The sequence below is a fragment of the Massilia sp. 9096 genome (genome assembly GCF_000745265.1).
In the GTDB taxonomy this organism is placed as follows: domain Bacteria; phylum Pseudomonadota; class Gammaproteobacteria; order Burkholderiales; family Burkholderiaceae_D; genus Telluria.
Genome location: NZ_JQNN01000001.1, coordinates 4,618,838 through 4,640,698, shown reverse-complemented (window position 1 = coordinate 4,640,698; position 21,861 = coordinate 4,618,838). Strand labels below are relative to the sequence as shown.

Sequence of the window (21,861 nt, the reverse complement as noted above, 5' to 3'; positions counted from 1 at the left end):
ATTAGTAGCGGTAGTGCTCTGGCTTGTACGGACCTTCCTTGCTGACGGTGATGTAAGCGGCCTGCTCATCGGTCAGCGTGGTCAGCTGCGCATTCAGCTTTTTCAGCTGCAGGCGCGCGACCTTCTCGTCCAGCTTCTTCGGCAGGGTGTACACGCCGACCGGATACTCGGCGGTGTTCATGAACAGCTCGATCTGGGCGATGGTCTGGTTCGCGAACGACGAGCTCATCACGTACGACGGGTGACCGGTGCCGCAGCCCAGGTTCACCAGGCGGCCTTCGGCCAGCAGGATGATGCGCTTGCCGTCCGGGAAGATCACATGATCGACCTGCGGCTTGATGTTTTCCCACTCGTACTTCTTCAGTGCCGCGACTTCGATTTCGTTGTCGAAGTGGCCGATGTTGCAGACGATCGCCTGGTCCTTCATCTTCTGCATGTGGGCTTCGGTGATGACGTGGTAGTTGCCGGTGCAGGTGACGAAAATGTCGCCGTGCTCGGCAGCGTAGTCCATGGTCACGACGCGGTAGCCTTCCATCGCGGCCTGCAGTGCGCAGATCGGGTCGATCTCGGTGACCCAGACCTGGGCCGACAGGGCACGCATGGCCTGGGCCGAGCCCTTGCCCACGTCGCCGTAGCCGGCGATGACGGCGATCTTACCGGCGATCATCACGTCGGTCGCGCGCTTGATGCCGTCGACCAGCGATTCGCGGCAGCCGTACAGGTTGTCGAACTTCGACTTGGTGACGGAGTCGTTGACGTTGATCGCCGGGAAGGCCAGCTTGCCTTCCTGGTGCATCTGGTACAGGCGGTGCACGCCGGTGGTGGTCTCTTCGGTCACGCCGCGGATTTCCGGCAGGCGCTTCGAATACCACTGCGGATCGATGGCCAGACGGCCCTTGATCGCGTTGAACAGGCAGATTTCTTCTTCCGAACCCGGCTTGTCCAGCACCGAGATGTCCTTCTCGGCGCGCACGCCCAGGTGCAGCAGCAGGGTGGCATCGCCGCCGTCGTCCAGGATCATGTTGGCGTGGTTGTCACCCGGCCATTCGAAGATGCGGTGGGTGTAATCCCAGTACTCGTCCAGGGTTTCGCCCTTGACGGCGAACACCGGGGTGCCGACCGCGGCGATGGCGGCAGCAGCGTGGTCTTGCGTCGAGTAGATGTTGCACGAGGCCCAGCGCACTTGCGCGCCCAGCGCTTCCAGCGTGCGGATCAGCACGGCGGTCTGGATGGTCATGTGCAGGGAACCGGCGATGCGCGCGCCCTTCAGCGGCTGGCTGGCGGCGTATTCCTCGCGGATGGCCATCAGGCCCGGCATTTCGGTTTCCGCAATGCGGATTTCCTTCTCGCCCCATGCGGACAGGGACAGGTCGGCGACCAGGAAGTCTTGCTTGGATTCTTTGAGTACGGCGTTCATCACGCCCTCCTTTCATGTTAAGAAAAAAGTAACGTGAGCGCGGTTGGATCTATCCGAGCCTGGCGAAAGGTAGAACTTTCGTCGCAACGCTCCTCGGAATGGGCAAGTTTAGCATGGAAGATGCGCTTGTGCCGCATCAGCCATGCAGGAATCCAACGGACGCCTTGCCACGCGTCCGTTGGGATGGCCGGCGTCAGGACAGGCCGGCTTCGGCGCGCAGCAGCGCCGCCTTGTCGGTGCGCTCCCAGCTGAATTCCGGCTCTTCGCGGCCGAAGTGGCCGTAAGCGGCGCTCTTCTGGTAGATCGGACGCAGCAGGTCGAGCATCTGCACGATGCCTTTGGGGCGCAGGTCGAAGTGTTCCATCACCAGTTCGGCGATCTTGTCGTCCGAGATCACGCCGGTGCCTTCGGTGTAGACGGTGATGTTGATCGGCTTGGCCACGCCGATCGCGTAGCTGACCTGCACCTGGCACTGGCGCGCCAGGCCGGCGGCGACGACGTTCTTGGCCACGTAACGGGCGGCGTAGGCGGCCGAGCGGTCGACCTTGGACGGATCCTTGCCGGAGAACGCGCCGCCGCCGTGCGGGGCTGCGCCGCCGTAGGTGTCGACGATGATCTTGCGGCCGGTCAGGCCGCAGTCGCCCTGCGGGCCGCCGATAACGAAGCGGCCGGTCGGGTTGACCAGGTAGCGGGTGTCCTGCAGCCACTCTTTCGGCAGCACCGGCTTGATGATCTCTTCGATGACGGCTTCTTCGATCTGGCTGTGGCTGACTTCCGGCGCGTGCTGGGTCGACAGCACGACGGTGTTCACCGACACAGGACGACCGTTGAGGTAGCGCAACGTGACCTGCGACTTGGCGTCCGGACGCAGCCAGGGCAGGCGCCCATCCTTGCGCAGCTGCGACTGGCGCTCGACCAGGCGGTGCGCGTAATAGATCGCGGCCGGCATCAGTTCCGGCGTTTCGTCGCAGGCGTAGCCGAACATCAGGCCCTGGTCGCCGGCGCCCTGGTCGAGGTCCAGGCCCGCGCCTTCGTCGACGCCTTGCGCGATGTCAGGGGACTGCTTGTCATACGCGACCAGCACCGCGCAACCCTTGTAGTCGATGCCGAAATCGGTGTTGTCGTAACCGATGCGCTTGATGGTGTTGCGCGCAACTTGAATATAATCGACGTTCGCGTGCGTGGTGATCTCACCGGCCAGCACGACCAGGCCCGTGTTGCACAGGGTTTCGGCCGCGACGCGCGCTTGCGGATCCTGCTCGAGGATGGCGTCCAGAATGGCGTCGGAAATTTGGTCGGCGACTTTGTCCGGATGGCCTTCCGAAACGGATTCGGAAGTAAACAGGTAGTCATTGGAAGACATTGGGGCTCCTGATACTGTTGAGAATTGCCGCAGCATCAAAGCCTGCGACGCTTTAGCGATATTTATATTCCGCTTCGCAAGTTGTCATTAACTCCGCGGATACTGCTCAAAGTGGTATTTTACGCTCCTTAAAAAATTTTAGCAGTGCAAGTCGTTTGACCTCTACCCTAAATCAATAAATGCTCGTTCTCTTGTTCCGCGCCCTGTCGGTGTTCCCGCTATCTGTGCTACATGCACTGGGCACCGCTCTCGGATGGGCGGTCTATCTCGCCTCCCCGTCTTACCGCCGCCGGCTGCGCGGCAACCTCGAGCGCGCCGGCTACGGCGGCCACCTGCGCGCCGCCATCGCCGAGTCGGGCAAAGCCATCGTCGAACTGCCTTTCGTCTGGTGTGCGCCGCAGCCGCGCGTGACGGGCCACGTGCGCATGGAAAACTGGGAACTCGTCCAGCGCCAGCTCGACAGTGGCAAAGGCATCGTGTTCCTGACGCCACACCTGGGCTGTTTCGAACTCACGGCCCAGCAGGTGTCGCTGCGCATCGAATTGACCGTGATGTACCGCCCGCCGCGTAAAAGCGCGCTCAAGCCGCTGGTCGAGGGCGCACGTGCGCGCCAGAACATGCACCTGGCGCCGGCCACCCTGTCGGGGGTGCGCATGCTGGTCAAGGCGCTCAAGGGCGGCCAGCCGGTCGGCGTGCTGCCGGACCAGGTGCCGCAGGAAGGCGAAGGCGTCTGGGCACCCTTCTTCGGCCGCGATGCCTATACGATGACGCTGCCGGCCAAGCTGGCCCAGCTGGGCAAGGCCGACATCCTGCTGACCTACGCCGAACGCCTGCCGTTCGGGCGCGGCTACGTGATCCGCTTCGTGCCGTTCGAAGGTGAACTGACGGGCACGCCGGCCGAGCAGGCCGCCGCCATCAATCGCGCGATGGAACAGTTGATCGCGCGCGCCCCGTCCCAGTATTTCTGGAGCTACAACCGCTACAAGCGTCCTCAGGGCGTCGCGGCGCCGGGCGCCGAGGCGGTCGCATGAGGATCCTGATTGCATTCCTGTGGCTGCTGCATTGGTTGCCGCTGCCTATCCTGGGTCGCCTCGGCAACGCCGTCGGCTGGCTGATGTATTACGCGATCCCGAAACGACGCAAGATCGCCCGCATCAATCTGCGCCTGTGCATGCCGGAGCTGACCGAAGCGCAGCGCGTCGACATCGCCAAGCGCCACTTCATGGCGTATTCGCGCAGCATCCTGGAGCGCTCGCTGATCTGGTGGGCCTCGTTCGAGCGCATCCGCCGCCTGATCCACATCGAGCCGGCCGTCCCCGAGGCCCAGATGAAGGATGGACCGACCATCCTGTTCTGTCCGCACTTCGTGTGCCTGGACGTGGGCGGCGTGGCGGCGCGCGTGATGCCTTTGTCGACCATGTATGCGCCGCAAAAGAACAAGGCATTCGACGATTTGTTGCGTTATGGCCGCGAACGCTACGGTCCGGTCCGCCTGTTTACGCGCGAAGCCGGCATCAAGCCGATCATCCGCGCGCTGCGCGAGGGCCTGCCTTACTACATGTTGCCCGACATGGACTTCGGCGAGAAAGACGCGGCCTTCGTGCCCTTCTTCGGTGTCCCGGCCGCAACCCTGACTGCGATGGGCCGTCTGGCAGGCGCGACCGGTGCCAAGGTCATCCCGGTCATCGCCACTTTCTTACCTGATTACAATGGCTACCGAGTACAATTTTATCCGGCGTGGGAAGACTATCCCGGCGACGACATCATTGCCGCCACGCGCCGCATGAACGCCTTCATCGAGGATCGTGTGCGCGAGCATCCAGCCGAGTACTTCTGGACTCACAAGCGCTTCAAGACCCGGCCGCCCGGCGAGCCCTCGTTCTACGATTAAGCGGATTCAACATGAAACTCAAGTTCACCAAGATGCATGGCGCCGGCAACGATTTCGTCGTGATCGACGCGATCAACCAGTCCCTCGATTTCACCGGCGAGCAATGGCGCAAGCTCGCCGACCGCCGCTTCGGCATCGGCGCCGACCAGATCCTGATCGTCGAACGCCCGGACGAGGACGGCTGCGATTTCCGCTACCGTATCTTCAACAACGACGGCGGCGAGGTCGAACAATGCGGCAACGGCTCGCGCGCGTTCGTGCGTTTCGTCAGCGACAAGGGCCTGACCGACAAGCGCGCCATCCGCGTGCAGACCATGGCCGGCATCATCACGCCGCGCCTCGAAGACGACGGCAGCGTGACGGTCGACATGGGCGCCCCGGTGCTGGAACCGGCGCGCGTGCCGTTCGACAGCGCCGGCCTGAGCGGGGTTGCGCAAGGACAGGACACGCTGTGGCCGATCACGGTGTCCGAGCGCGGCGCCGAACAGACCGTGCTGGTGTCGGTGGTATCGATGGGCAATCCGCATGCGGTGCAAGTGGTCGACGACGTCGAGACCGCGCCTGTGCTGGAAACCGGTCCGCAGATCGAGCACCATCCGCGTTTTCCGAAGCGCGTCAATGCCGGCTTCCTGCAAGTGCTGGACCGCCGCCACGTGAAACTGCGTGTATTCGAGCGCGGCGCCGGCGAAACCCTGGCCTGCGGGACCGGCGCCTGCGCGGCGGTCGTGGCCGGTATCCGGCGCGGCCTGCTCGATTCGCCGGTCCAGGTCGAGGCGCGCGGTGGCCGTTTGACCATCCGCTGGGATGGTGACGGGGCGCCGGTGTATTTGAGCGGTCCGGCCGAAACCGTGTTCGAAGGCGAGATCGAGCTTTGATGTATCGACCCGGCTTGGCGCTCGGCCCCACGCATCAGGCCGCCAGCACATAATCCAGGTCCGCAGCGGCAGCGTCCGCTTCCGGCAACAGCGTGCGCAAGCGGTACAGGCGCTGCCGGTAATTGCCTTCCAGCCCGCCCGGACCACAATCGACTTCCTCGAACACGGCGGCCACCCGGTCCAGCAGCTGGCGCTCCTGCATCGTGTCGACCAGCACCAGGCGGCGCCGGCTGCGTCCGTAGCTGGCGCGGATATCGACCACCAGGCAATGGCCGCGGTCGGCACTTTTCACGTCCAACAGCAAGGTTTCGGCGCGACTCAGTCCGAATGCCAGCGCCAGCTCGAGCCTGGCTGCCAGCAGCGGATGCTCGGACAGGTCGCGTCCTTCCAGCTGCGTTGCCAGCCCTTTCCAGGCGCCGGGATTGCGTGGCGCAATCTTGAGCAGCATCGCCGCCGCTTTCGCGCACCCCTGGGCGGCCGCCTTTTGCAGCCAGAACAGCGCGCGCACGTCGTTGCCCTCGTTTTCGCGACGCGCGCGCCAGGCGGCATTGCCGCACTCGAGCTGGGCGTCGCGGTAGCCCATCTCGGCGGCGCGCTCCAGGTATTTTTGTGCTTCTAATACATTACGCTGCGAGAACTCCGGCTTGATATAAATGCGCGACAGCGCATACCAGGCTTCGGCCAGTCCCTGTTCGCCTGCCAGGCTCAGCCAGCGCACGGCCTTCTTGAAATTGGCGGCGCCGCTGTTGTCCGGCATCCGTTTGCCGTCCACGCGCATGCGCGCGCACCACAGGCCGAGCGCCAGCTGGGCATGGCTGTCCTGCTCGGCTGCCGCAAGCTCCCAGAACGTGCGCAGTTCGTGCGCCGCGACGTCGTGCGCAAGCGCCCCGGCTTCGACCAGGCGGGCGCAGCGCGAGAGCAGCGCCACCTCGTCCGGCGACAAGCGGGCGCACCCACGGCCCTGGGCCGCTGCGGTGTCGGCCAGCGAGCGCGCCAGCGGCAACGCGCGCTCCAGGTAGCCGGCCCGATCGTGCTTGTCCCAAAGTTGTTCCAGCAGCGCGAACTGGGCCGGCGCCATGTCGCTGTCGGCGGCGCGCCGCGGCCAGCGCTGGGCGGACGGCCTGCCTTCCCTCGCTTGCGGCGCGGCGGCGCCGGCAGGACCGTGGGCTGGCGTCCAATGTTCGCGCGCCAGCAGCCACTGGGCTTCGGCAAAACCGGCTCGTCCCGCCTCCCCGAGGGCATGCAGCGCCTTGGCGCGCTGGGCCGGAGTCGGACGTGTCTGCCCGTTGGCGAGCGTCAGCTGGGCGTACACCAGCCCCGCGCGCACCAGGCCGCTGTCATACGCTTTTTCGTACCACGCCAAGGTTTCCGGATGCTGCTGCGCGAGCTCGAGCGGGATATGGTTGCCGATCAAGCGCCATGCTTCGGCGCATCCCTGGCGCGCGGCCCGATCCAGCCAGTGCAGGGCGGTCTGCGGGCTTTTGGGCAGGCCAGTACTGCCGAACAGATAGAGCTTCCCAAGCGCCAGTTGCGAATCTGCAACACCACTACGTGCGCCTCGAATGATCGCTAACTCTTCACGATTTGCCATCGCTCATTTTCTGGTTGTTAGGACGCCGAGCAGATGCGTGCGGATCGACGCATGTTAGCTCCAGATGAGCTCGCATAACGCGAAACCGCAAGGCCGACGTCGGATGGGCGAGAGTCTAAAGCGGTGTCGGGGCGATACGTTTGCGATTACACAGCCGTTTGAGCCTGCACAAACGCGGCAGTATGATGTCAGTCTGATGATGCCCAAAGGAAACATAAAACGCGTTCAAGGTCGGGGCTCTGCCCATGTGCCGGCGTTTCGAAAATACAACAGCACGATTGGATTTATTGGCTTTCGACCAAGTCAAGCGGTCATAATTGACAAATCCGACAATCTTGACGCTTTATGCAATTAAGGTTTAGGCATCCGAGTATTCAGAAACCAAAAAAAATCTCAATGCTCTCTGGATTCCTTCGAATCATTTTATAAGGATACAAATAGATGAAAAAATCACTCGTGGCAGTCGCTCTGCTGGGCGCTTTCGCCGGCGTGGCGCAAGCCCAAACCGCTGTGCAGATCTACGGTAACGTCGACGCTGGCGTGACCAAGCGTACCGACTCGACCCTGGCCATCGGCAAGCGCGCCGCCAACACCCTGGGCTTCAAAGGTACCGAAGACCTGGGCAGCGGCCTGACCGCTCTGTTCCAGCTGGAAATCCGCTACGAGCCGGACACCGGCACGCTGGAAAACAACGTGCGCCCGCTGTTCCAGGGCCAGAGCCGCGTCGGTCTGTCGGGTGATTTCGGTATGGTCCGTCTGGGCCGCGGCCTGACCCCGTACCAGGAAGTGATCGGTTCGTTCGAACCGTGGCACGGCCTGCCGACCCCGCTGGGTTTCTATACCGACATCAGCGTCGCCGGCTTCAACTCGGCTCCGCTGGATGCCGGCAGTGTTGGCACCAACGGTCTGTCGACCGGCGGCAACAGCAACCGTATCTCGAACGCCGTGTTCTATAACTCGCCGGTCGTCAGCGGTTTCCAGGTGAACGCTTCGTGGGCAACCAAGGAAGCCATCTCGGGCGGCGCAGCCGTCTACGGCATGGGCGCCGGCGCCGCTTCGTACGCTTCGGGCGCACAAGCTTCGGCCAACCCGTTCTCGGTCGCCGCAACCTACAACAACGGTCCGGCCGCTGCAATGCTGGGTTACGAGCGTAACGCCGTCGAATCGAAGGTCTGGTCGGCTGCCGGCTCGATCTCGGCAACCCCGGAACTGAAACTGATGGCCACCTACAGCCACCAGAACCAGGACCACACCAACACCGTCGCTCCGATCACCCGTTCGTGGCTGGTGGGCGCAACCTACGGCATCGGCCCGGGCAAGGTGCTGGCTGGTTACGGTCAGAAGCACATCGAAGACACCGCCAAGACCAAGCAGCTGTCGCTGGGTTACGAGTACAGCCTGTCGAAGCGTACCTACCTGTACGTCGATGCGTCGAAGAAGAAGGACGTCGTGAGCTTCACCCGCGTGAACTCGGTCATGATGTTCTCGCCGACCACCCCGACCTACACCTACTACGATCTGGGCATCAACCACTCGTTCTAATCTGAAGCGGGGCTCGCCCCCGTTTCCGCAGTACCGCAAGGGCGGGCCTGGGCAACCAGGTCCGCCCTTGGCACATCTGGGCTTTGTGGGATTAGCGCAACTTATTGTTGCACCGACCATGGAGATGCGATGAACAAGATTTTGCTTGCCGCGTTCGCGGGCATCTGTTTTCCCATTGCCGCGCTGGCGCAATCCAGCGTCCAGCTCTACGGCGTGGCCGACGCCGGCGTCGCATGGCAGCGCGGCAGCCCGGTCAAGCTTTTCAGTGGCGGCGCCGAAGGATCGCGCCTCGGCGTCAAAGGTAATGAGGAGCTGGGCAACGGCTTCAAGGCCGTGTTCGACCTGGAAGCGCGCGTCGAACTCGATACCGGCCTGCAGTGGCCGACCTTGCTCAACGAAAACCAGGGTTACTACCTGACGCGCGGCATGGAAGCGCTGCCGGCCCCGGTCCTCGGCGCCGTGCTGCGCGCCTTGCAACCCGTGGGCCAGGCTGCGGTCAATCCCGAGCACGCGCTGTTCGACCGCACGTCGATGGTCGGCCTGGTCACGCCGATCGGCGCCCTGCTGCTCGGCCGCATGTACACGCCCGGCTACGAAGTATTCGCCGCCGCAGATACCTTCGAAGTGGGCACCGGCGGCACCTGGGGCAGCATTATCGGCGGCACGGCCGGCTTCACTGCGCTCGGCGCCGATATCCGCTCGCAGCGGGCCCTGCAATACCGTGTCCTGCTGCCCTCAGGCTTGGGTGCATCGGTCATGATCGCCGGCAAAGGCTCCGGCTACTACGGGTTTTACAACAAGTTCTGGGGTGCGGCCATCACTTATAAAGCCCATGGCTGGGACGTCGGCGTCGGCAACAACCGCGGTTACGACCCGTCCGGCCTGCCGAGCCTGCGCTCTTCCACGGCCGGCGGCTCCTACACCTGGGGCGACTGGAAATTCTTCGCCGGCTGGCACGACCAGCGCAACCCTCATTCCGCCCTGCTGCCGCTGTACGTCACCGGTTGGGACACGCAGATTGCACCCCAGCTGACCGCTTTCGGCCCGGCCACCGCCGCGCTGCTGCGCGCCGTCTTCGTCAACAACATCAGCGTCAACAGCCAGATCGATGCGACCAGCTACCAGGCCGGCCTGCACTACCGCTACGGTCCGGGACGCATCATGGTCTCGGTCGCGCGCCAGAACGACCACACGGCGTCGGACAGCGACGCGACCCTGTTCGCGCTCGGCTACCACTATTATTTGTCGAAGCGCACCGACATCTACGCCGTGGCGGCGTTCATCCACAACCAGAATGCAGCGCAATACAGCCCGGCCATCGCGGGCACGCCGGGTGGCTTTACCCGCGCGTCGGGCGAAGACGGGCGCGCGTTCCAGCTCGGCATCCGCCACAAGTTTTGACCAGACATGACATCCGCGCCACGGTGGCGCCGGCTGGCGCAGGTTTTGGCTGCGTTGCAGGGTTGCAGTCAGGTAAAATGGGCAGTCCACCCATTTTGCAAGACGCATCAATGACCGTAACACTGGATTCGACTGCCATCGCCCAATACCTGGTCGACAACCCGCAGTTTTTTGAAGAGCATGCCGGCCTGCTGGGCGAAGTCAAGCTGTCCAGTCCACTGACCGGGCGCGCCGTATCGTTGCAGGAACGGCAGATGGAAATGATGCGCGACAAATACAAAGCGCTCGAGTTGCGCATGGCCGAACTGATGCGCCGTGCCGACGAGAACGCGACGATCGCCAGCCGCTTCCATGGCTGGACCCAGCAGCTGCTGCGTGCCGGCGCGCCCGCCGCCGCGACGCCGACCGACATGCCGCGCGCCGTGATCGATGGACTGGTCAAGCATTTCGTCGTGCCGCAAGCCAGCCTGCGCCTGTGGGACCTGAACCCGGCCCATGCCGACGCCTGGTTCGCCACCGGCCTGAGCGACGACGTGCGCCTGTTCGCCAGCAGCCTGCGCGCGCCCTATTGCGGTCCGAACAAGGATTTCGAGGCGGTGCGCTGGCTTGACGACGCGGATAAAATCCGCTCGACCGCCCTGCTGCCGCTGCGCGCGGCCGGCAAGGTATTCGGTTTGCTGGTGCTGGGCTCGCCGGACCCGGAACGTTTCGGCGCGTCGATGGCGACCGATTTCCTGGTCCACATCGGCGAAACCGCCAGTACCGCGCTGGCCCCGCTGCGCGCCTGAGATGAGCAGCGCGGCCGTCGACGAGTGGACCGGCCGCTATCTGGCCGAGCTTGCCACGCAGCGCAAGCTGTCGGCGCACACCATCGCCGCTTACGGCCGTGACCTGGCCGAGCTGGCGCGCCTGGCCGGCCATGCCGACTGGCCGGCGCTGACGCATTTCGATATCCGCCGCTTTGCCGCCAAACTGCACGCCGATGGCCAGAGCCCGACCTCGATCGCGCGCAAGCTGTCCGGCTGGCGCGGCTTTTTCGAGTGGCTGTCGCGCCAGACGACCTTGAGCGCCAACCCGGTCGAGGGCGTGCGCGCGCCGCGCCGCGCCAAGCGGCTGCCGAAGGCGCTGGCCGTCGACGACGCAGTCAAGCTGATGGACAACCAGACACATGGCCATCCCGAACCGGCCGAGTTGTGCGACCGCGCCATGTTCGAGCTGCTGTATTCGAGCGGCTTGCGGGTATCCGAACTGGCCGGGCTCGACGTCCACCATGTCGCCGCCCGGGATGGCCAGGCGGCCTCGCTCGGCTGGCTGGAACTGGAAACGCAGGAAGTCGTGGTCACCGGCAAAGGCAACAAGATGCGCCGCGTGCCGGTCGGCGCGCCGGCGTGCACGGCGCTGCAAGCCTGGCTCGCGGTGCGCCCGCCCGCGCGCGACGGCAGCCAGGCGCTGTTCCTGTCAACGCGCACCACCCGGATCAGTGCGCGCGTGGTGCAATCGCGCCTCAAGGCCCACGCGATCAAGGCCGGCATGCCGGTGCACGTCCATCCGCACGTGCTGCGCCATTCGTTCGCCTCGCACTTGCTGCAATCCTCGGGCGACTTGCGCGCTGTGCAGGAATTGCTCGGCCATGCGAGCATCACCTCGACCCAGATCTATACCTCGCTCGATTTCCAGCACCTCGCCGCCGTCTACGATCGCGCGCATCCGCGCGCCAAAGTGAAATAAGCCGGGTAACCGCATCGATTGCCGCAGCTGCAGTCGCCAGATATCAAACGGGGTAAAAGCACGATTCACGTCGGCACGGTTGGTGGTGGCATTGTCAAAATTCCGGCATAATCTTCCGATTCTCTACGGCCCATTGCGGCTTGAATGATCGGAAAGCGAAATATGGAATTGATTCCCAGCACCATCCTGACCGGCTTCCTCGGGGCCGGCAAAACCACGCTGCTCAACCGTATCCTGCAGGAAGAGCACGGCCTGCGCATCGCCGTCATCGAGAACGAATTCGGCCAGGAAAACATCGACAACGAAATCCTTGTCCAGGATTCGAGCGAGCAGATCGTCGAGATGAACAATGGCTGCATCTGCTGCACCGTGCGCGGTGACTTGATCGTCGCCTTGACGAATCTGGCGCGCAAACGCGACGCCGGCGAGATCCAGTTCGACCGCGTGGTCATCGAAACCACCGGCCTGGCGAACCCGGGTCCGGTGGCCCAGACCTTCTTCGTCGACGAGGAAGTCGGTGCACATTACCTGCTCGACGCGGTCGTCACCGTGGTCGATGCGCGCCATGGCATGGACCAGCTGGACCACAACGAAGAAGCCCAGCGCCAGGTCGGCTTCGCGGACAAGATCCTGATGTCGAAAACCGACCTGGTCGACGCCGCTGCGCTCGACACCTTAAAGGCGCGCATACGCCGCATCAACCCGCGTGCCCCGATCAGCACGTCGGATTTCGGCCGCGCGCCGATCAGCGAAGTGCTCGACCTGCGCGGCTTCAATCTGAACGACAAGCTGGAGCTGGACCCGGCCTTCCTCACCGCCGAGGAAGCGCACGATCACGGCCATGAGCACGGCCACGACCACGTCCACACCGAAGCTTGCGACCACAGCCACGATCACCATCACAGCCACCATACCGACGACATCGCCGCGTTCGTGTTCAAAAGCGAGCGCGCGTTCGATCCCGAACGTCTCGATCAATTCCTAGGCAGCATGGTTCAAGTGTTCGGACCAAATATGTTGCGTTACAAGGGCGTATTGTCGATGGCCGGCGCCGATCGCAAGGTGGTATTCCAAGGTGTGCATCAAATCATGGGCAGTGACCTCGGTGCAAAGTGGGCTGATAACGAAGCACGCAGCAGCAAAATGGTCTTTATTGGTAAAAATTTACCGAAAGATGTCTTTATCCGCGGATTGGAACAATGTTTGGTATAAACTACTCCGGTTCTGTATTGCGCGTCCGGCAGATCGAGTGCTTGTCGGCATATCTGATCTGCGACGCAATCTGTAGTTGAACGACTGAATGATCCCGTCCGCACAGCCGGGGACGGGATAGGCGGACAAATCCGCCGTCACGGCAGCCGACCAGCGTACGCACCACAGAACGGTAACCGCTGAGTTAGCTGATAAAATGGAAACTCTGTCGTATCAAAGGTAAGTGAAGTCATGACTAAAACAACCAAACCGAATACCGTTGCGCAGCCCGAAGAACGCCTCCTGACGGAAGAAGAAATTCGGGCGATGGGCGACGCGGACTACATGAATCCGGCACAGCTGGCGTTCTTCAAGAACCGCCTCCAGGAACTCGAGAAAGAGCTGCTGAAAAACGCCGGCGAGACGACTGAGCACCTGCGCGAAACGGTCCTGGTTCCCGATCCGGCCGACCGTGCCACCATCGAGAAAGAGCACGCGCTGGAACTGCGCACCCGCGACCGTGAGCGCAAGCTGCTCAAGAAGGTCCAGCAATCGCTGGCGGCCATCGAGTCCGGCGAATACGGCTGGTGCGACGAAACCGGCGAACCGATCGGCGTAGCGCGACTGATCGCCCGTCCGACCGCCACCCTGTCGCTGGAAGCCCAGCAACGCCGCGAGCTGAAGCAGAAGCTCTACGGCGACTGATCCGCATGTGACCCCGACAAAAAAGCATGCGGCGCACCGCATGCTTTTTTATTTGGGGCCTTGCCCTGCACCACGCGTTGCCGAACGGTATGACCGCTTTTGTTTCCCATGGGATACACTAGCGCTGGTTTGCCGGTTGCTTGAGGCAGCGCAGGTGCGCGCCTCACCCTGCGCGCATTGTCGTGCTACTGTCTCGACCGACAAACAAAGGAATCCGAGCGGCCTGGCATGGCGTGCCATGCGCTGCTGCGCAACGGTGCGTGGTATGTCCGAAGGCGAGGAGCGACGTGGGGCTTTTGTCCTTTCTGAAGAAAAAGATTGATGCACCGGCCGCGGAGGCGCCGTCGCGCCCACGCGCGCACGATCCCGGTCCCATCACGCGCATGCCGCTCGATACCGAAGCCGAGCGCGCCCGCCAGCGCGAAATCGCGCGCGCCACCGCCGCCAAGATCGACGAGATCGAGCTCGAGATGGCGTCCGACATCTTCGACGACGATGCCTGGGTCGGCAACCGGCGCGCCCCGGCCGTGGCCTCGGGCGCGGCCAGCGCCCCGCTCATCGACCTCAACACCGATGGCCTGCTCGGCGCGCCGGACTTGCCGGACCTGGCCGCCACCGCGGCCAATGCGCCGGCAGTCGAGGAAGCCGCGATCCTGTACGCCAATGGCCAGCTTAATGCCGCCGAGCATTTGCTGCGCGCCTGCCTGGTTGACGCCGGACGCAGCGAACGCCTGCCTTGGTGGATGCTGTTCGACCTGTACCAGGCCAGCGCGCGCGAAGCGGATTTCGAAAGCATCGCCATCGACTACGCCAGCCACTTCGAAACCTCGCCGCCGGCCTTTGCGCCGCTGGCCGCCGCGGAAGCCGGTCAGCCTTTTGTGGGCGCGACGCCGACCGCGAGCCTGTCCGGCGCCCTCGATGCCGGCGCCGGCGTGCAACTGGCGCGCATCCTTGCGCCGTCCGACACGCCAGTCGTGCGGCTGCAGTTCAGCGCGGTCGCCCGGGTCACGCCGGAAGGCTGCGCCGTGCTGCTGTCGGCGCTGCAGACGCTGCGCCAGACGGGGCGCGAACTGATCCTGGCCGGCGCCGACCACCTGGTAGCGTTGCTGCGCCCGATGCTGGTCATCGGCGCGCGCGACGCCAGCGAAGCGCCCTGGCTGCTGCTGCTCGAACTGCTGCTCCTGATGAACCACGAAAAGGATTTCGAGGAAACGGCAATGGACTATTGCATCACCTTCGAAGTCTCGCCGCCCTCGTTCGAGGCGCCGGCACGCACCGCCCTCAGCGTCGGCGCCGCGCGGGCGACGGAGGGCGACCGCTTCCTCCTGCCTGGCGTAGTCGAGGGCGACAGCGCCGCCCTGCTGGCGGCCATCGACGCCCACGCGGCGCGCCACGCCACGCTGGTGCTGGACGGCTCGCGCCTGGCGCGCATCGATTATGGCGCCGCGACTGCGCTGGCCGCGCAGCTGCGCGCGCTCGCGGCGGGCGAGCGCAGCATCGAACTGCGCGACCTGAACCATCTCGTGGCCGCCCTGCTGCGCCTGCTGGGCGCGGGCGAGGCCGCGCGCCTGTACGCCCACAAGTACTGATCGCACGCCAAGCCTGGGCGCCGCTCGGCCGCGTCGCTCTGCAATATAGTCTTGCAATCTGTTGCAGCACCCCCACTTCCGGTGGGTAGATCAACCACGAGGCAACTATGGAACAATTTCACGGCACGACCATCGTGAGTGCCCGGCGCGGCAACCAGGTCGCGCTCGGCGGCGATGGCCAAGTCACCCTGGGCAACGTCGTCATGAAGGGTTCGGCGCGCAAGGTGCGCAAGCTCTACCAGAACAAGGTCTTGTGCGGCTTCGCCGGCGGTACCGCCGACGCCTTCACGCTGCTCGACCGCTTTGAGGCAAAACTCGAAAAACACCAGGGCAACCTGCTGCGCGCTTCGGTCGAACTGGCCAAGGACTGGCGCACCGACCGCGTGCTGCGCCGCCTGGAAGCCATGCTGCTGGTGGCCGACCGCGAGAAAACCCTGATCATCACCGGCAACGGCGACGTGCTGGAACCGGAAGACGGCATCGGTGCGATCGGCTCGGGCGGCGTGTACGCCCAATCGGCGGCCAAGGCGCTGCAGGAAAATACCGACCTGGCCCCGGCTGACGTGGTCAAGAAAGCGCTGACCATCGCCGGCGAGCTGTGCATCTATACGAACATGTCGCACATCGTCGAGACGCTCGACTGACGAAAGAGATACATGAGCAATCACATGAATATGACCCCGTCCGAAATCGTTTCGGAACTCGACAAGCACGTGGTTGGCCAGGGCAAGGCCAAGCGTGCCGTGTCGATCGCGCTGCGTAACCGCTGGCGCCGCCAGCAGGTCGAGGAACCGCTGCGCCATGAGATTACCCCGAAAAACATCCTGATGATCGGCCCGACCGGTGTCGGCAAGACCGAGATCGCGCGCCGCCTGGCCAAGCTGGCCGATGCGCCGTTCATCAAGGTCGAAGCGACCAAGTTCACCGAGGTCGGCTACGTCGGCCGCGACGTCGACACCATCATCCGCGACCTGATCGACATCAGCGTCAAGCAGACCCGCGCCAGCGAAGTCAAGAAGAACCGCCAGCGCGCCGAGGACGCCGCCGAAGACCGCGTGATCGACATCCTGGTGCCGCCGTCGCGCGACTTCGGCTTCAACGTCGGCAGCGAATCGAAGGATGGCGACACCACGCGCCAGACCTTCCGCAAGCGCCTGCGCGAAGGTGCGCTCGACGACAAGGAAATCGACATCGACGTGGCCGAGCCGTCGCCACAGATGGAAATCATGGCGCCGCCGGGCATGGAAGAAATGACCGAGCAGATCAAGTCGATGTTCGCCGGCGCCGGCGGCGGCCGTAAAAAGACACGAAAGATGACGATCAAGGAAGCGATGAAGATCCTGATCGACGAGGAAGCCGCCAAGCTCGTCAACGAAGACGAAATGAAGCAGAAGGCGATCCAGAACGTCGAGCAGAACGGCATCGTGTTCCTGGACGAGATCGACAAGATCGCTTCGCGCTCCGAGCACGGCGGCGCCGACGTCTCGCGCGCGGGCGTGCAGCGCGACCTGCTGCCGCTGGTCGAGGGCACGACCGTGAACACCAAGTACGGCATGATCAAGACCGACCACATCCTGTTCATCGCCTCGGGCGCGTTCCACCTGTCCAAGCCCTCGGACCTGATCCCTGAGCTGCAGGGGCGCTTCCCGATCCGCGTCGAGCTGGAATCGCTGTCGATCGACGATTTCAAGAGCATCCTGACCTCGACCGACGCCAGCCTCACCAAGCAGTACGAGTCGCTGCTGGCGACCGAAGGCGTGAAGCTCGAGTTCTCCGAGGAAGGCATCCATCGCCTGGCCGAGATCGCGTATTCGGTCAACGAGCGCACCGAGAACATCGGCGCGCGCCGCCTGTACACGGTAATGGAAAAGCTGCTCGAAGAGATCTCGTACTCGGCCAGCGACAAGTCCGGCCAGACGCTGACGATCGACGCCAACTACGTCAACGAGCGCCTGGAAGCGCTGGCGGTCAACGAAGACCTGTCGCGGTACGTGCTCTAACTAAATAAATAGGAGGGAGTCGGCAGTGGCGAATAAAGCGTTAGCAACCCGGCAGAAAATGCGCCTGCGCGTCGAGCCTGCGGCGCCGATCAAGCCGCGCAACCCGTTTGCCGGCTTCGCCAAGCAGCGCGCCGCGGGCTCGCACGAAAAACCCTTGTCGAGCGAGCGCCAGGCCGCCAAGCGCGCGCTCAAGAAGGCCAAGCTGGAACCGGAAGACGAGTGAACCGATGCGGCCTTGCACTGCCAGGCCGCCTGGACGCTCTACAATACGCCGCGCTGGGAACTGTTTCCAACGCGGCTTTTTTTCGCCCGCTTGCGCAAAACAGCAAGGCCAAGATTGACCGAAAGCTTTGTGCCTTGAACTCGGCCCAACTCTTGGGTACATTGTTACTCATAGTCAATTAATCACTACGCCCAATGAGCTCTCCCGATATGCTGCTCGATGTCCTGCGCGCCGAACTGCGCGCCGCCGGCATCACTTATAAAATGCTGGCCGATCGCATCGCCATGAGCGAATCGAGCATCAAGCGCATGTTCGGCCAGAAGGACATGACCTTGTCGCGCCTGGCGCAGATCTGCCAGGCGGCCGGCATCGCATTGGAGGACGTGCTGCGGCGCGCCGCCGACGCCCGCCCCCAGGCCGACACGCTGACGCTGACGCAGGAGACCTCGCTGGTCGCCAACCCGCGCCTGCTGCTGGTGGCGATTTGTTGCCTCGGTCATTGGAGCCTGGAGCAAGTCGTCGAAACCTACCGTTTGAGCCAGGCCGAATGCATCGGCTTGCTGGTCGAACTCGACCGGCTGGGCGTGATCGAACTCAAGCCATTGAACCGCTACACGCTGCGCGTCTCGAATGCCTTCCGTTGGCTGCCGGATGGACCGGTGCAGCGCTTTTTCCGCGAGCACGTCGTCGGCGATTATTTCAATGGCCGCTTCGACGGGCCAGGCGAAACGCTGATGTGCCTGCCGGCGCGGCTGTCGCTGGCGAGTGCGGGCGAGCTGGTGGAAAAAATCCATCAGCTGGCCGCCGAGCTGGCGCGCATGCACCGCAACGACCGGCGCTTGCCGTCGCAGGAGCGCGACGGTTTTACCTTGCTGCTGGGATTTCGTTCGTGGGAATTCTCGGCCTTCACGGCATTGCGCCGCTAGGCCGACAACAAGCGGCTTACTGAACGGCCGGGGTGGCGCCGGGCACGCCGACAGCGCGGGTCGGCGGCGGCATCTGGATCTGGTTCGGCGGCGGATTGCCCTGGTTCGGGTTACCGTTTTGCTGTTGCTGTTGCTGTTGCTGCGGCGCGTCATGCTGGCCGACGTCGCCGGGATTAACGGCCTGCAGCTGCGGCGGCACCGCGCCCGGCGACATCGGCGGCTCGGGAATGGCGTTGCCGGCCGGCGCAGTCGGCGACGGCATGATCGGCTGGACCGAGCCTGCATTGTTCGGCACGCCAGGCGGCGCCATGCCGCCGCCCGCGCCGCCGATCTGCGCCCCACCTTTGCTGTCCGGCGCCAGATCGATGCGCTTCATTGCGCCGTTATCGGACAGCATCACGTAACGTGGATAGACTTCGGCCAGCGTGATGCCTGGCGACAGCTCCTTGCCAATGCGCAGCGCTTTCGGCTGGGCGCCATCGGCGACGATGATCGCCACGCTGTTGCGGCCGGCCGAGACGATGCCGGTCAACTGATAATTGGTTGCGGTTGCCACCGCCATCTGGCCACCGAACAGGGTTGCGGCGGCGTCGATCGGCGGATCCGCGGCCTGCGCGGTCTGGACCGCCGCCATCGGACGCTGGGGCGGCTGGACCAGCTGCAGCACCCAATAGGCGATCGACGCCGCCAGCAGGATCACGCCGAGCAGGCTCAAAAGGATGGGCAAGCGCTTGTTCATCAGTTTCCTTATCAACGCACCAACTGGTTGATTTCAATAATCGGCATCAGCACGGCCAGCACGATCAGCAGCACGACCAGGCCCATGGCCAGGATCAGCACCGGTTCAAGCAGGCCGGCGATGGTCAGCGCGCGCCGCTCGAGGTCGGCCTGCTGCGAATCGGCGGCGCGCTCGAGCATGGCCGGCAGCTCGCCGGTGATTTCGCCGGCGCGGATCATGTGCACCAGCATCGGCGGAAAATACTTTTGCACCGACAGGGCGCGCGCCAGGCTGGCGCCTTCGCGCACGCTGGCGGTCGCATCTTCGACCAGGCCCTTCATCGCCACGTTCGACAGCGTGTCGCGGCTGGTGTCGAGCGCGCGCAGGATCGGCACGCCGGACCCGGTGGTGATCGCCAGCGTGCTGGCGAAGCGCGCCGTGTTCAGGCTGCGCTCGAAGCGGCCGTAGACCGGGGCGTCGAGCAGCCAGGCATGCCAGCGCAGCTTGAGCGCCGGGTTCTGCAGCGCGCGGCGCCAGGAAAACCAGGCCGCGATGACGATCAATGCGACATAGATGCCATAAGCGCGCGTAAAGTTCGACACGCCGAGCATGACCACGGTCAAAAACGGCAGTTTTTGCTTGGTGTTGGCGAACACCGAGACGATCTGCGGCACCACATAGGTCAGCAGGAAGATCACGATCGCGAACGCGACCACGGTGACGATGGCCGGATAGGTGAACGCCAGGCGCACCCGCTGTACCAGCGCATTGCGGCGCTCGATGTAGTCGGCCAGGCGCGCCAGCACGCGCGCGAGCTGGCCGATCTGCTCGCCGGACCCGACCAGCGCACGATAGATTTCCGCGAAGTCGCGGGGATGGCGCGACAGTGCGCTGGAGAAGGAGGCGCCGCCCATCACTTCCGAGCGGATCGACGCGATCAGGTCGCGCACGTAGGGGCGCTCGGCCTGTTCCAGCAGCGCGGTGAAGGCCTGCTCGAGCGGCAGGCCGGCCTCCAGCAGGCTGGCCAGCTGGCGCGTGAACAGCGCCAGCTCGACCTGCGACAGGCGCTCGCCGAAGCCGCGCGCCCTGGCCGCACCGCTTTCGTCGACCTGGGCCGCGATGGTCTCGACGGTCAGTGGCGTCAAGCCCTGCAGGCGCAGGTCGGCGCGCGCCGCGCGCGGGCTGTCGGCGTTGAGCACCCCCTTGCGGGTGATGCCGCCGGTGTCGACGGCTTCGTAGCGGAATGCCGGCATCGCTTAGTCCGCCTTCGTCACGCGCACCAGCTCGGCTTCGGTGGTGATGCCTTCACGCACCCAGCGTTCGCCGTCTTCGCGCATCGTGTGCATGCCGGACTGCAGCGCTTTGTCGCGGATTTGCGCCTCGGACACCTGGTTGTGGATCTGCGCGCGGATCTGCTCGTTCGTTTCGAGCAGTTCGTAGACGCCGACCCGGCCGTGGTAGCCGGTGTGGCCGCAACGGTCGCAGCCGACCGCGACCCAGCTGGCGCCTTCCTGCTTCTTGCAGTGCGGGCACAGCTTGCGCACCAGGCGTTGCGCCATCACGCCCAGCAGCGAGGACGACAGCAGGAACGGTTCGATGCCCATGTCGAGCAGACGGGTTACGGCCGAGGCCGCATCATTGGTGTGCAGCGTCGCCAGCACCAGGTGGCCGGTGAGCGACGCCTGCACCGCGATCTGCGCGGTTTCCAGGTCGCGGATCTCGCCGATCATGATCACGTCCGGGTCCTGGCGCAGGATCGCGCGCAGGGCCTTGCCGAAGGTCATGTCGATGCGGGCATTGACCTGGGTCTGGCCGATGCCGTTGAGGTCGTACTCGATCGGGTCTTCCACCGTCATGATGTTGGTGGTGGAGGCGTTCAGGCGCGACAGCGCGGCGTACAGCGTGGTCGTCTTGCCGGAACCGGTCGGGCCGGTGACCAGCACGATGCCGTGCGGCTGGTTGATCAGCTTGTCGAATTGCGGCAGCAGGCCGGTGCTCATGCCCAGGTGCGACAGGTCGAGGCGGCCGGCCTCCTTGTCGAGCAGACGCAGCACGGCGCGCTCGCCGTGGCCGGTCGGCAGCGTCGAGACACGCACGTCGACCGGCTTGCCGCCGATGCGCAGCGTGATGCGGCCGTCCTGCGGCAGGCGCTTTTCGGCGATGTCGAGCTGCGACATGATCTTGATACGGGAGATGAGCGATGCGTGGATCGCCTTGCGAGGGCGCACGATGTCGCGCAGAGCGCCGTCGATGCGGAAGCGCACCACCGAGGTCTGCTCGAACGGCTCGATGTGGATATCGGAGGCGCCTTCGCGCAGCGACTGGGTCAGCAGCGCATTGATCATGCGGATGACGGGGGCGTCGTCGGACGATTCCAGCAGGTCTTCGATGGCCGGCACGTCTTGCAGCAGCTTGGTCAGATCGAGGTCGGTGTCGAACTCGTCGGCGACCTGCGAGGCGTCGCCACCGGCGCCCTGGTAGGCAGCGGCAATGGCGGACTCCAGCTCGGCGCGCTCCATGCGGCGCAGGGCGATGCGGCCGAAACGGCGCGAGACTTCCGCGATCGCGGCTGGTTTCGTGGCGTTCGAGACCATCACTTCGACGGCTTGCGCCGGGTCGCCGTTGGAACGCGCCAGCACGCCGTAATCCCGTGCGAATGCGTAGGGCAACAAGTTATCCATGTGTCTTCATCCTTTGTCGA

Annotated in this window: 20 protein-coding genes and 1 riboswitch; of the genes, 14 read left to right on the top strand and 6 right to left on the bottom strand. The window is 64.4% G+C overall.

The features are described from left to right. Position 1: 1 nt before the first annotated feature. A complete protein-coding gene (gene ahcY / locus FA90_RS20105; protein WP_036171974.1) occupies positions 2 to 1,417 on the bottom strand; it encodes an adenosylhomocysteinase in 1,416 nt (471 codons plus the stop codon). A gap of 28 nt (positions 1,418 to 1,445) precedes the next feature. Further along, a riboswitch (S-adenosyl-L-homocysteine riboswitch) is annotated at positions 1,446 to 1,518 on the bottom strand. A gap of 92 nt (positions 1,519 to 1,610) precedes the next feature. Then, the gene (metK, locus tag FA90_RS20100) at positions 1,611 to 2,780 is read right to left on the bottom strand and encodes a methionine adenosyltransferase (protein ID WP_036171971.1); all 1,170 of its coding nucleotides are present in this window, start codon (positions 2,778 to 2,780) and stop codon (positions 1,611 to 1,613) included. Between the two features lie 179 nt (positions 2,781 to 2,959). Here metK and FA90_RS20095 point away from each other — a divergent pair, with 179 nt between their 5' ends. Genes FA90_RS20095 through dapF form a run of 3 tightly spaced genes read left to right on the top strand, consistent with a single transcriptional unit; the run spans position 2,960 to position 5,546 of the window. After that, positions 2,960 to 3,811, top strand: a complete 852-nt coding sequence (locus tag FA90_RS20095; protein WP_036171967.1) for a lysophospholipid acyltransferase family protein — start codon at positions 2,960 to 2,962, stop codon at positions 3,809 to 3,811. Next, positions 3,808 to 4,671, top strand: a complete 864-nt coding sequence (locus FA90_RS20090; RefSeq protein ID WP_036171966.1) for a lysophospholipid acyltransferase family protein — start codon at positions 3,808 to 3,810, stop codon at positions 4,669 to 4,671. Before FA90_RS20095 ends, FA90_RS20090 begins: the two co-directional genes overlap by 4 nt. An 11-nt stretch (positions 4,672 to 4,682) precedes the next feature. After that, a complete protein-coding gene (dapF, locus tag FA90_RS20085; RefSeq protein ID WP_036171964.1) occupies positions 4,683 to 5,546 on the top strand; it encodes a diaminopimelate epimerase in 864 nt (287 codons plus the stop codon). Between the two features lie 34 nt (positions 5,547 to 5,580). On the opposite strand, the gene FA90_RS20080 is transcribed toward dapF, so the two are convergent. Continuing rightward, positions 5,581 to 7,137, bottom strand: a complete 1,557-nt coding sequence (locus FA90_RS20080) for a tetratricopeptide repeat protein (protein ID WP_036171962.1) — start codon at positions 7,135 to 7,137, stop codon at positions 5,581 to 5,583. A 441-nt stretch (positions 7,138 to 7,578) separates the two neighbouring features. Between FA90_RS20080 and FA90_RS20075 the strand changes: the two genes are divergently transcribed. The 11 genes from FA90_RS20075 to FA90_RS20025 all read left to right on the top strand — a co-directional run bounded on the left by FA90_RS20075 (position 7,579) and on the right by FA90_RS20025 (position 18,442). Further along, positions 7,579 to 8,679, top strand: coding sequence for a porin (locus FA90_RS20075; protein WP_036171959.1), 1,101 nt, complete (start codon positions 7,579 to 7,581; stop codon positions 8,677 to 8,679). Between the two features lie 129 nt (positions 8,680 to 8,808). After that, positions 8,809 to 10,080, top strand: a complete 1,272-nt coding sequence (locus FA90_RS20070; protein ID WP_036171956.1) for a porin — start codon at positions 8,809 to 8,811, stop codon at positions 10,078 to 10,080. A gap of 110 nt (positions 10,081 to 10,190) precedes the next feature. Then, positions 10,191 to 10,868, top strand: coding sequence for a DUF484 family protein (locus tag FA90_RS20065; protein WP_036171953.1), 678 nt, complete (start codon positions 10,191 to 10,193; stop codon positions 10,866 to 10,868). Between the two features lies 1 nt (position 10,869). Then, the gene (xerC, locus tag FA90_RS20060; protein WP_036171950.1) at positions 10,870 to 11,808 is read left to right on the top strand and encodes a tyrosine recombinase XerC; all 939 of its coding nucleotides are present in this window, start codon (positions 10,870 to 10,872) and stop codon (positions 11,806 to 11,808) included. Between the two features lie 162 nt (positions 11,809 to 11,970). Beyond that, positions 11,971 to 13,020 carry a GTP-binding protein gene (locus FA90_RS20055; RefSeq protein ID WP_036171947.1) on the top strand — a complete coding sequence of 350 codons (1,050 nt, stop codon included), beginning with the start codon at positions 11,971 to 11,973 and terminating at the stop codon, positions 13,018 to 13,020. Between the two features lie 231 nt (positions 13,021 to 13,251). Next, a complete protein-coding gene (gene dksA, locus FA90_RS20050) occupies positions 13,252 to 13,704 on the top strand; it encodes an RNA polymerase-binding protein DksA (RefSeq protein WP_036171944.1) in 453 nt (150 codons plus the stop codon). Between the two features lie 287 nt (positions 13,705 to 13,991). Next, positions 13,992 to 15,293, top strand: a complete 1,302-nt coding sequence (locus FA90_RS20045) for a hypothetical protein (protein WP_036171942.1) — start codon at positions 13,992 to 13,994, stop codon at positions 15,291 to 15,293. A 107-nt stretch (positions 15,294 to 15,400) separates the two neighbouring features. Beyond that, positions 15,401 to 15,937, top strand: a complete 537-nt coding sequence (hslV, locus tag FA90_RS20040; RefSeq protein WP_036171939.1) for an ATP-dependent protease subunit HslV — start codon at positions 15,401 to 15,403, stop codon at positions 15,935 to 15,937. 24 nt (positions 15,938 to 15,961) lie between these two features. After that, positions 15,962 to 17,293, top strand: a complete 1,332-nt coding sequence (gene hslU, locus FA90_RS20035) for an ATP-dependent protease ATPase subunit HslU (RefSeq protein ID WP_036176479.1) — start codon at positions 15,962 to 15,964, stop codon at positions 17,291 to 17,293. A 58-nt stretch (positions 17,294 to 17,351) separates the two neighbouring features. Further along, entirely contained in the window at positions 17,352 to 17,516 is a 165-nt protein-coding gene (locus tag FA90_RS20030; protein ID WP_373994618.1) for a hypothetical protein, read from the top strand. Between the two features lie 194 nt (positions 17,517 to 17,710). Beyond that, entirely contained in the window at positions 17,711 to 18,442 is a 732-nt protein-coding gene (locus tag FA90_RS20025; protein ID WP_036171933.1) for a helix-turn-helix domain-containing protein, read from the top strand. A gap of 16 nt (positions 18,443 to 18,458) precedes the next feature. On the opposite strand, the gene FA90_RS25215 is transcribed toward FA90_RS20025, so the two are convergent. From FA90_RS25215 to gspE, 3 genes are read right to left on the bottom strand one after another with little or no spacing between them, the layout of a single operon-like run. Next, complete coding sequence (locus FA90_RS25215) at positions 18,459 to 19,181, bottom strand: type II secretion system protein N (protein WP_051971947.1); 723 nt, start codon at positions 19,179 to 19,181, stop codon at positions 18,459 to 18,461. A gap of 11 nt (positions 19,182 to 19,192) precedes the next feature. Next, positions 19,193 to 20,413: a type II secretion system inner membrane protein GspF gene (gene gspF / locus FA90_RS20015; protein WP_036171930.1), complete on the bottom strand. Its 1,221-nt coding sequence runs from the start codon at positions 20,411 to 20,413 to the stop codon at positions 19,193 to 19,195. Positions 20,414 to 20,416: 3 nt separating this feature from the next. Beyond that, positions 20,417 to 21,841, bottom strand: a complete 1,425-nt coding sequence (gspE, locus tag FA90_RS20010) for a type II secretion system ATPase GspE (protein ID WP_036171926.1) — start codon at positions 21,839 to 21,841, stop codon at positions 20,417 to 20,419. Positions 21,842 to 21,861: the final 20 nt, after the last annotated feature.

Excerpts from the sequence above, each read along its gene's own strand:
- ahcY (WP_036171974.1), bottom strand. The coding sequence starts at position 1,417 with ATGAACGCCGTACTCAAAGAATCCAAGCAAGACTTCCTGGTCGCCGAC.
- metK (WP_036171971.1), bottom strand. The coding sequence starts at position 2,780 with ATGTCTTCCAATGACTACCTGTTTACTTCCGAATCCGTTTCGGAAGGC.
- FA90_RS20095 (WP_036171967.1), top strand. The coding sequence starts at position 2,960 with ATGCTCGTTCTCTTGTTCCGCGCCCTGTCGGTGTTCCCGCTATCTGTG.
- FA90_RS20090 (WP_036171966.1), top strand. The coding sequence starts at position 3,808 with ATGAGGATCCTGATTGCATTCCTGTGGCTGCTGCATTGGTTGCCGCTG.
- dapF (WP_036171964.1), top strand. The coding sequence starts at position 4,683 with ATGAAACTCAAGTTCACCAAGATGCATGGCGCCGGCAACGATTTCGTC.
- FA90_RS20080 (WP_036171962.1), bottom strand. The coding sequence starts at position 7,137 with ATGGCAAATCGTGAAGAGTTAGCGATCATTCGAGGCGCACGTAGTGGT.
- FA90_RS20075 (WP_036171959.1), top strand. The coding sequence starts at position 7,579 with ATGAAAAAATCACTCGTGGCAGTCGCTCTGCTGGGCGCTTTCGCCGGC.
- FA90_RS20070 (WP_036171956.1), top strand. The coding sequence starts at position 8,809 with ATGAACAAGATTTTGCTTGCCGCGTTCGCGGGCATCTGTTTTCCCATT.
- FA90_RS20065 (WP_036171953.1), top strand. The coding sequence starts at position 10,191 with ATGACCGTAACACTGGATTCGACTGCCATCGCCCAATACCTGGTCGAC.
- xerC (WP_036171950.1), top strand. The coding sequence starts at position 10,870 with ATGAGCAGCGCGGCCGTCGACGAGTGGACCGGCCGCTATCTGGCCGAG.
- FA90_RS20055 (WP_036171947.1), top strand. The coding sequence starts at position 11,971 with ATGGAATTGATTCCCAGCACCATCCTGACCGGCTTCCTCGGGGCCGGC.
- dksA (WP_036171944.1), top strand. The coding sequence starts at position 13,252 with ATGACTAAAACAACCAAACCGAATACCGTTGCGCAGCCCGAAGAACGC.
- hslV (WP_036171939.1), top strand. The coding sequence starts at position 15,401 with ATGGAACAATTTCACGGCACGACCATCGTGAGTGCCCGGCGCGGCAAC.
- hslU (WP_036176479.1), top strand. The coding sequence starts at position 15,962 with ATGAATATGACCCCGTCCGAAATCGTTTCGGAACTCGACAAGCACGTG.
- FA90_RS20030 (WP_373994618.1), top strand. The coding sequence starts at position 17,352 with ATGCGCCTGCGCGTCGAGCCTGCGGCGCCGATCAAGCCGCGCAACCCG.
- FA90_RS20025 (WP_036171933.1), top strand. The coding sequence starts at position 17,711 with ATGAGCTCTCCCGATATGCTGCTCGATGTCCTGCGCGCCGAACTGCGC.
- FA90_RS25215 (WP_051971947.1), bottom strand. The coding sequence starts at position 19,181 with ATGAACAAGCGCTTGCCCATCCTTTTGAGCCTGCTCGGCGTGATCCTG.
- gspF (WP_036171930.1), bottom strand. The coding sequence starts at position 20,413 with ATGCCGGCATTCCGCTACGAAGCCGTCGACACCGGCGGCATCACCCGC.
- gspE (WP_036171926.1), bottom strand. The coding sequence starts at position 21,841 with ATGGATAACTTGTTGCCCTACGCATTCGCACGGGATTACGGCGTGCTG.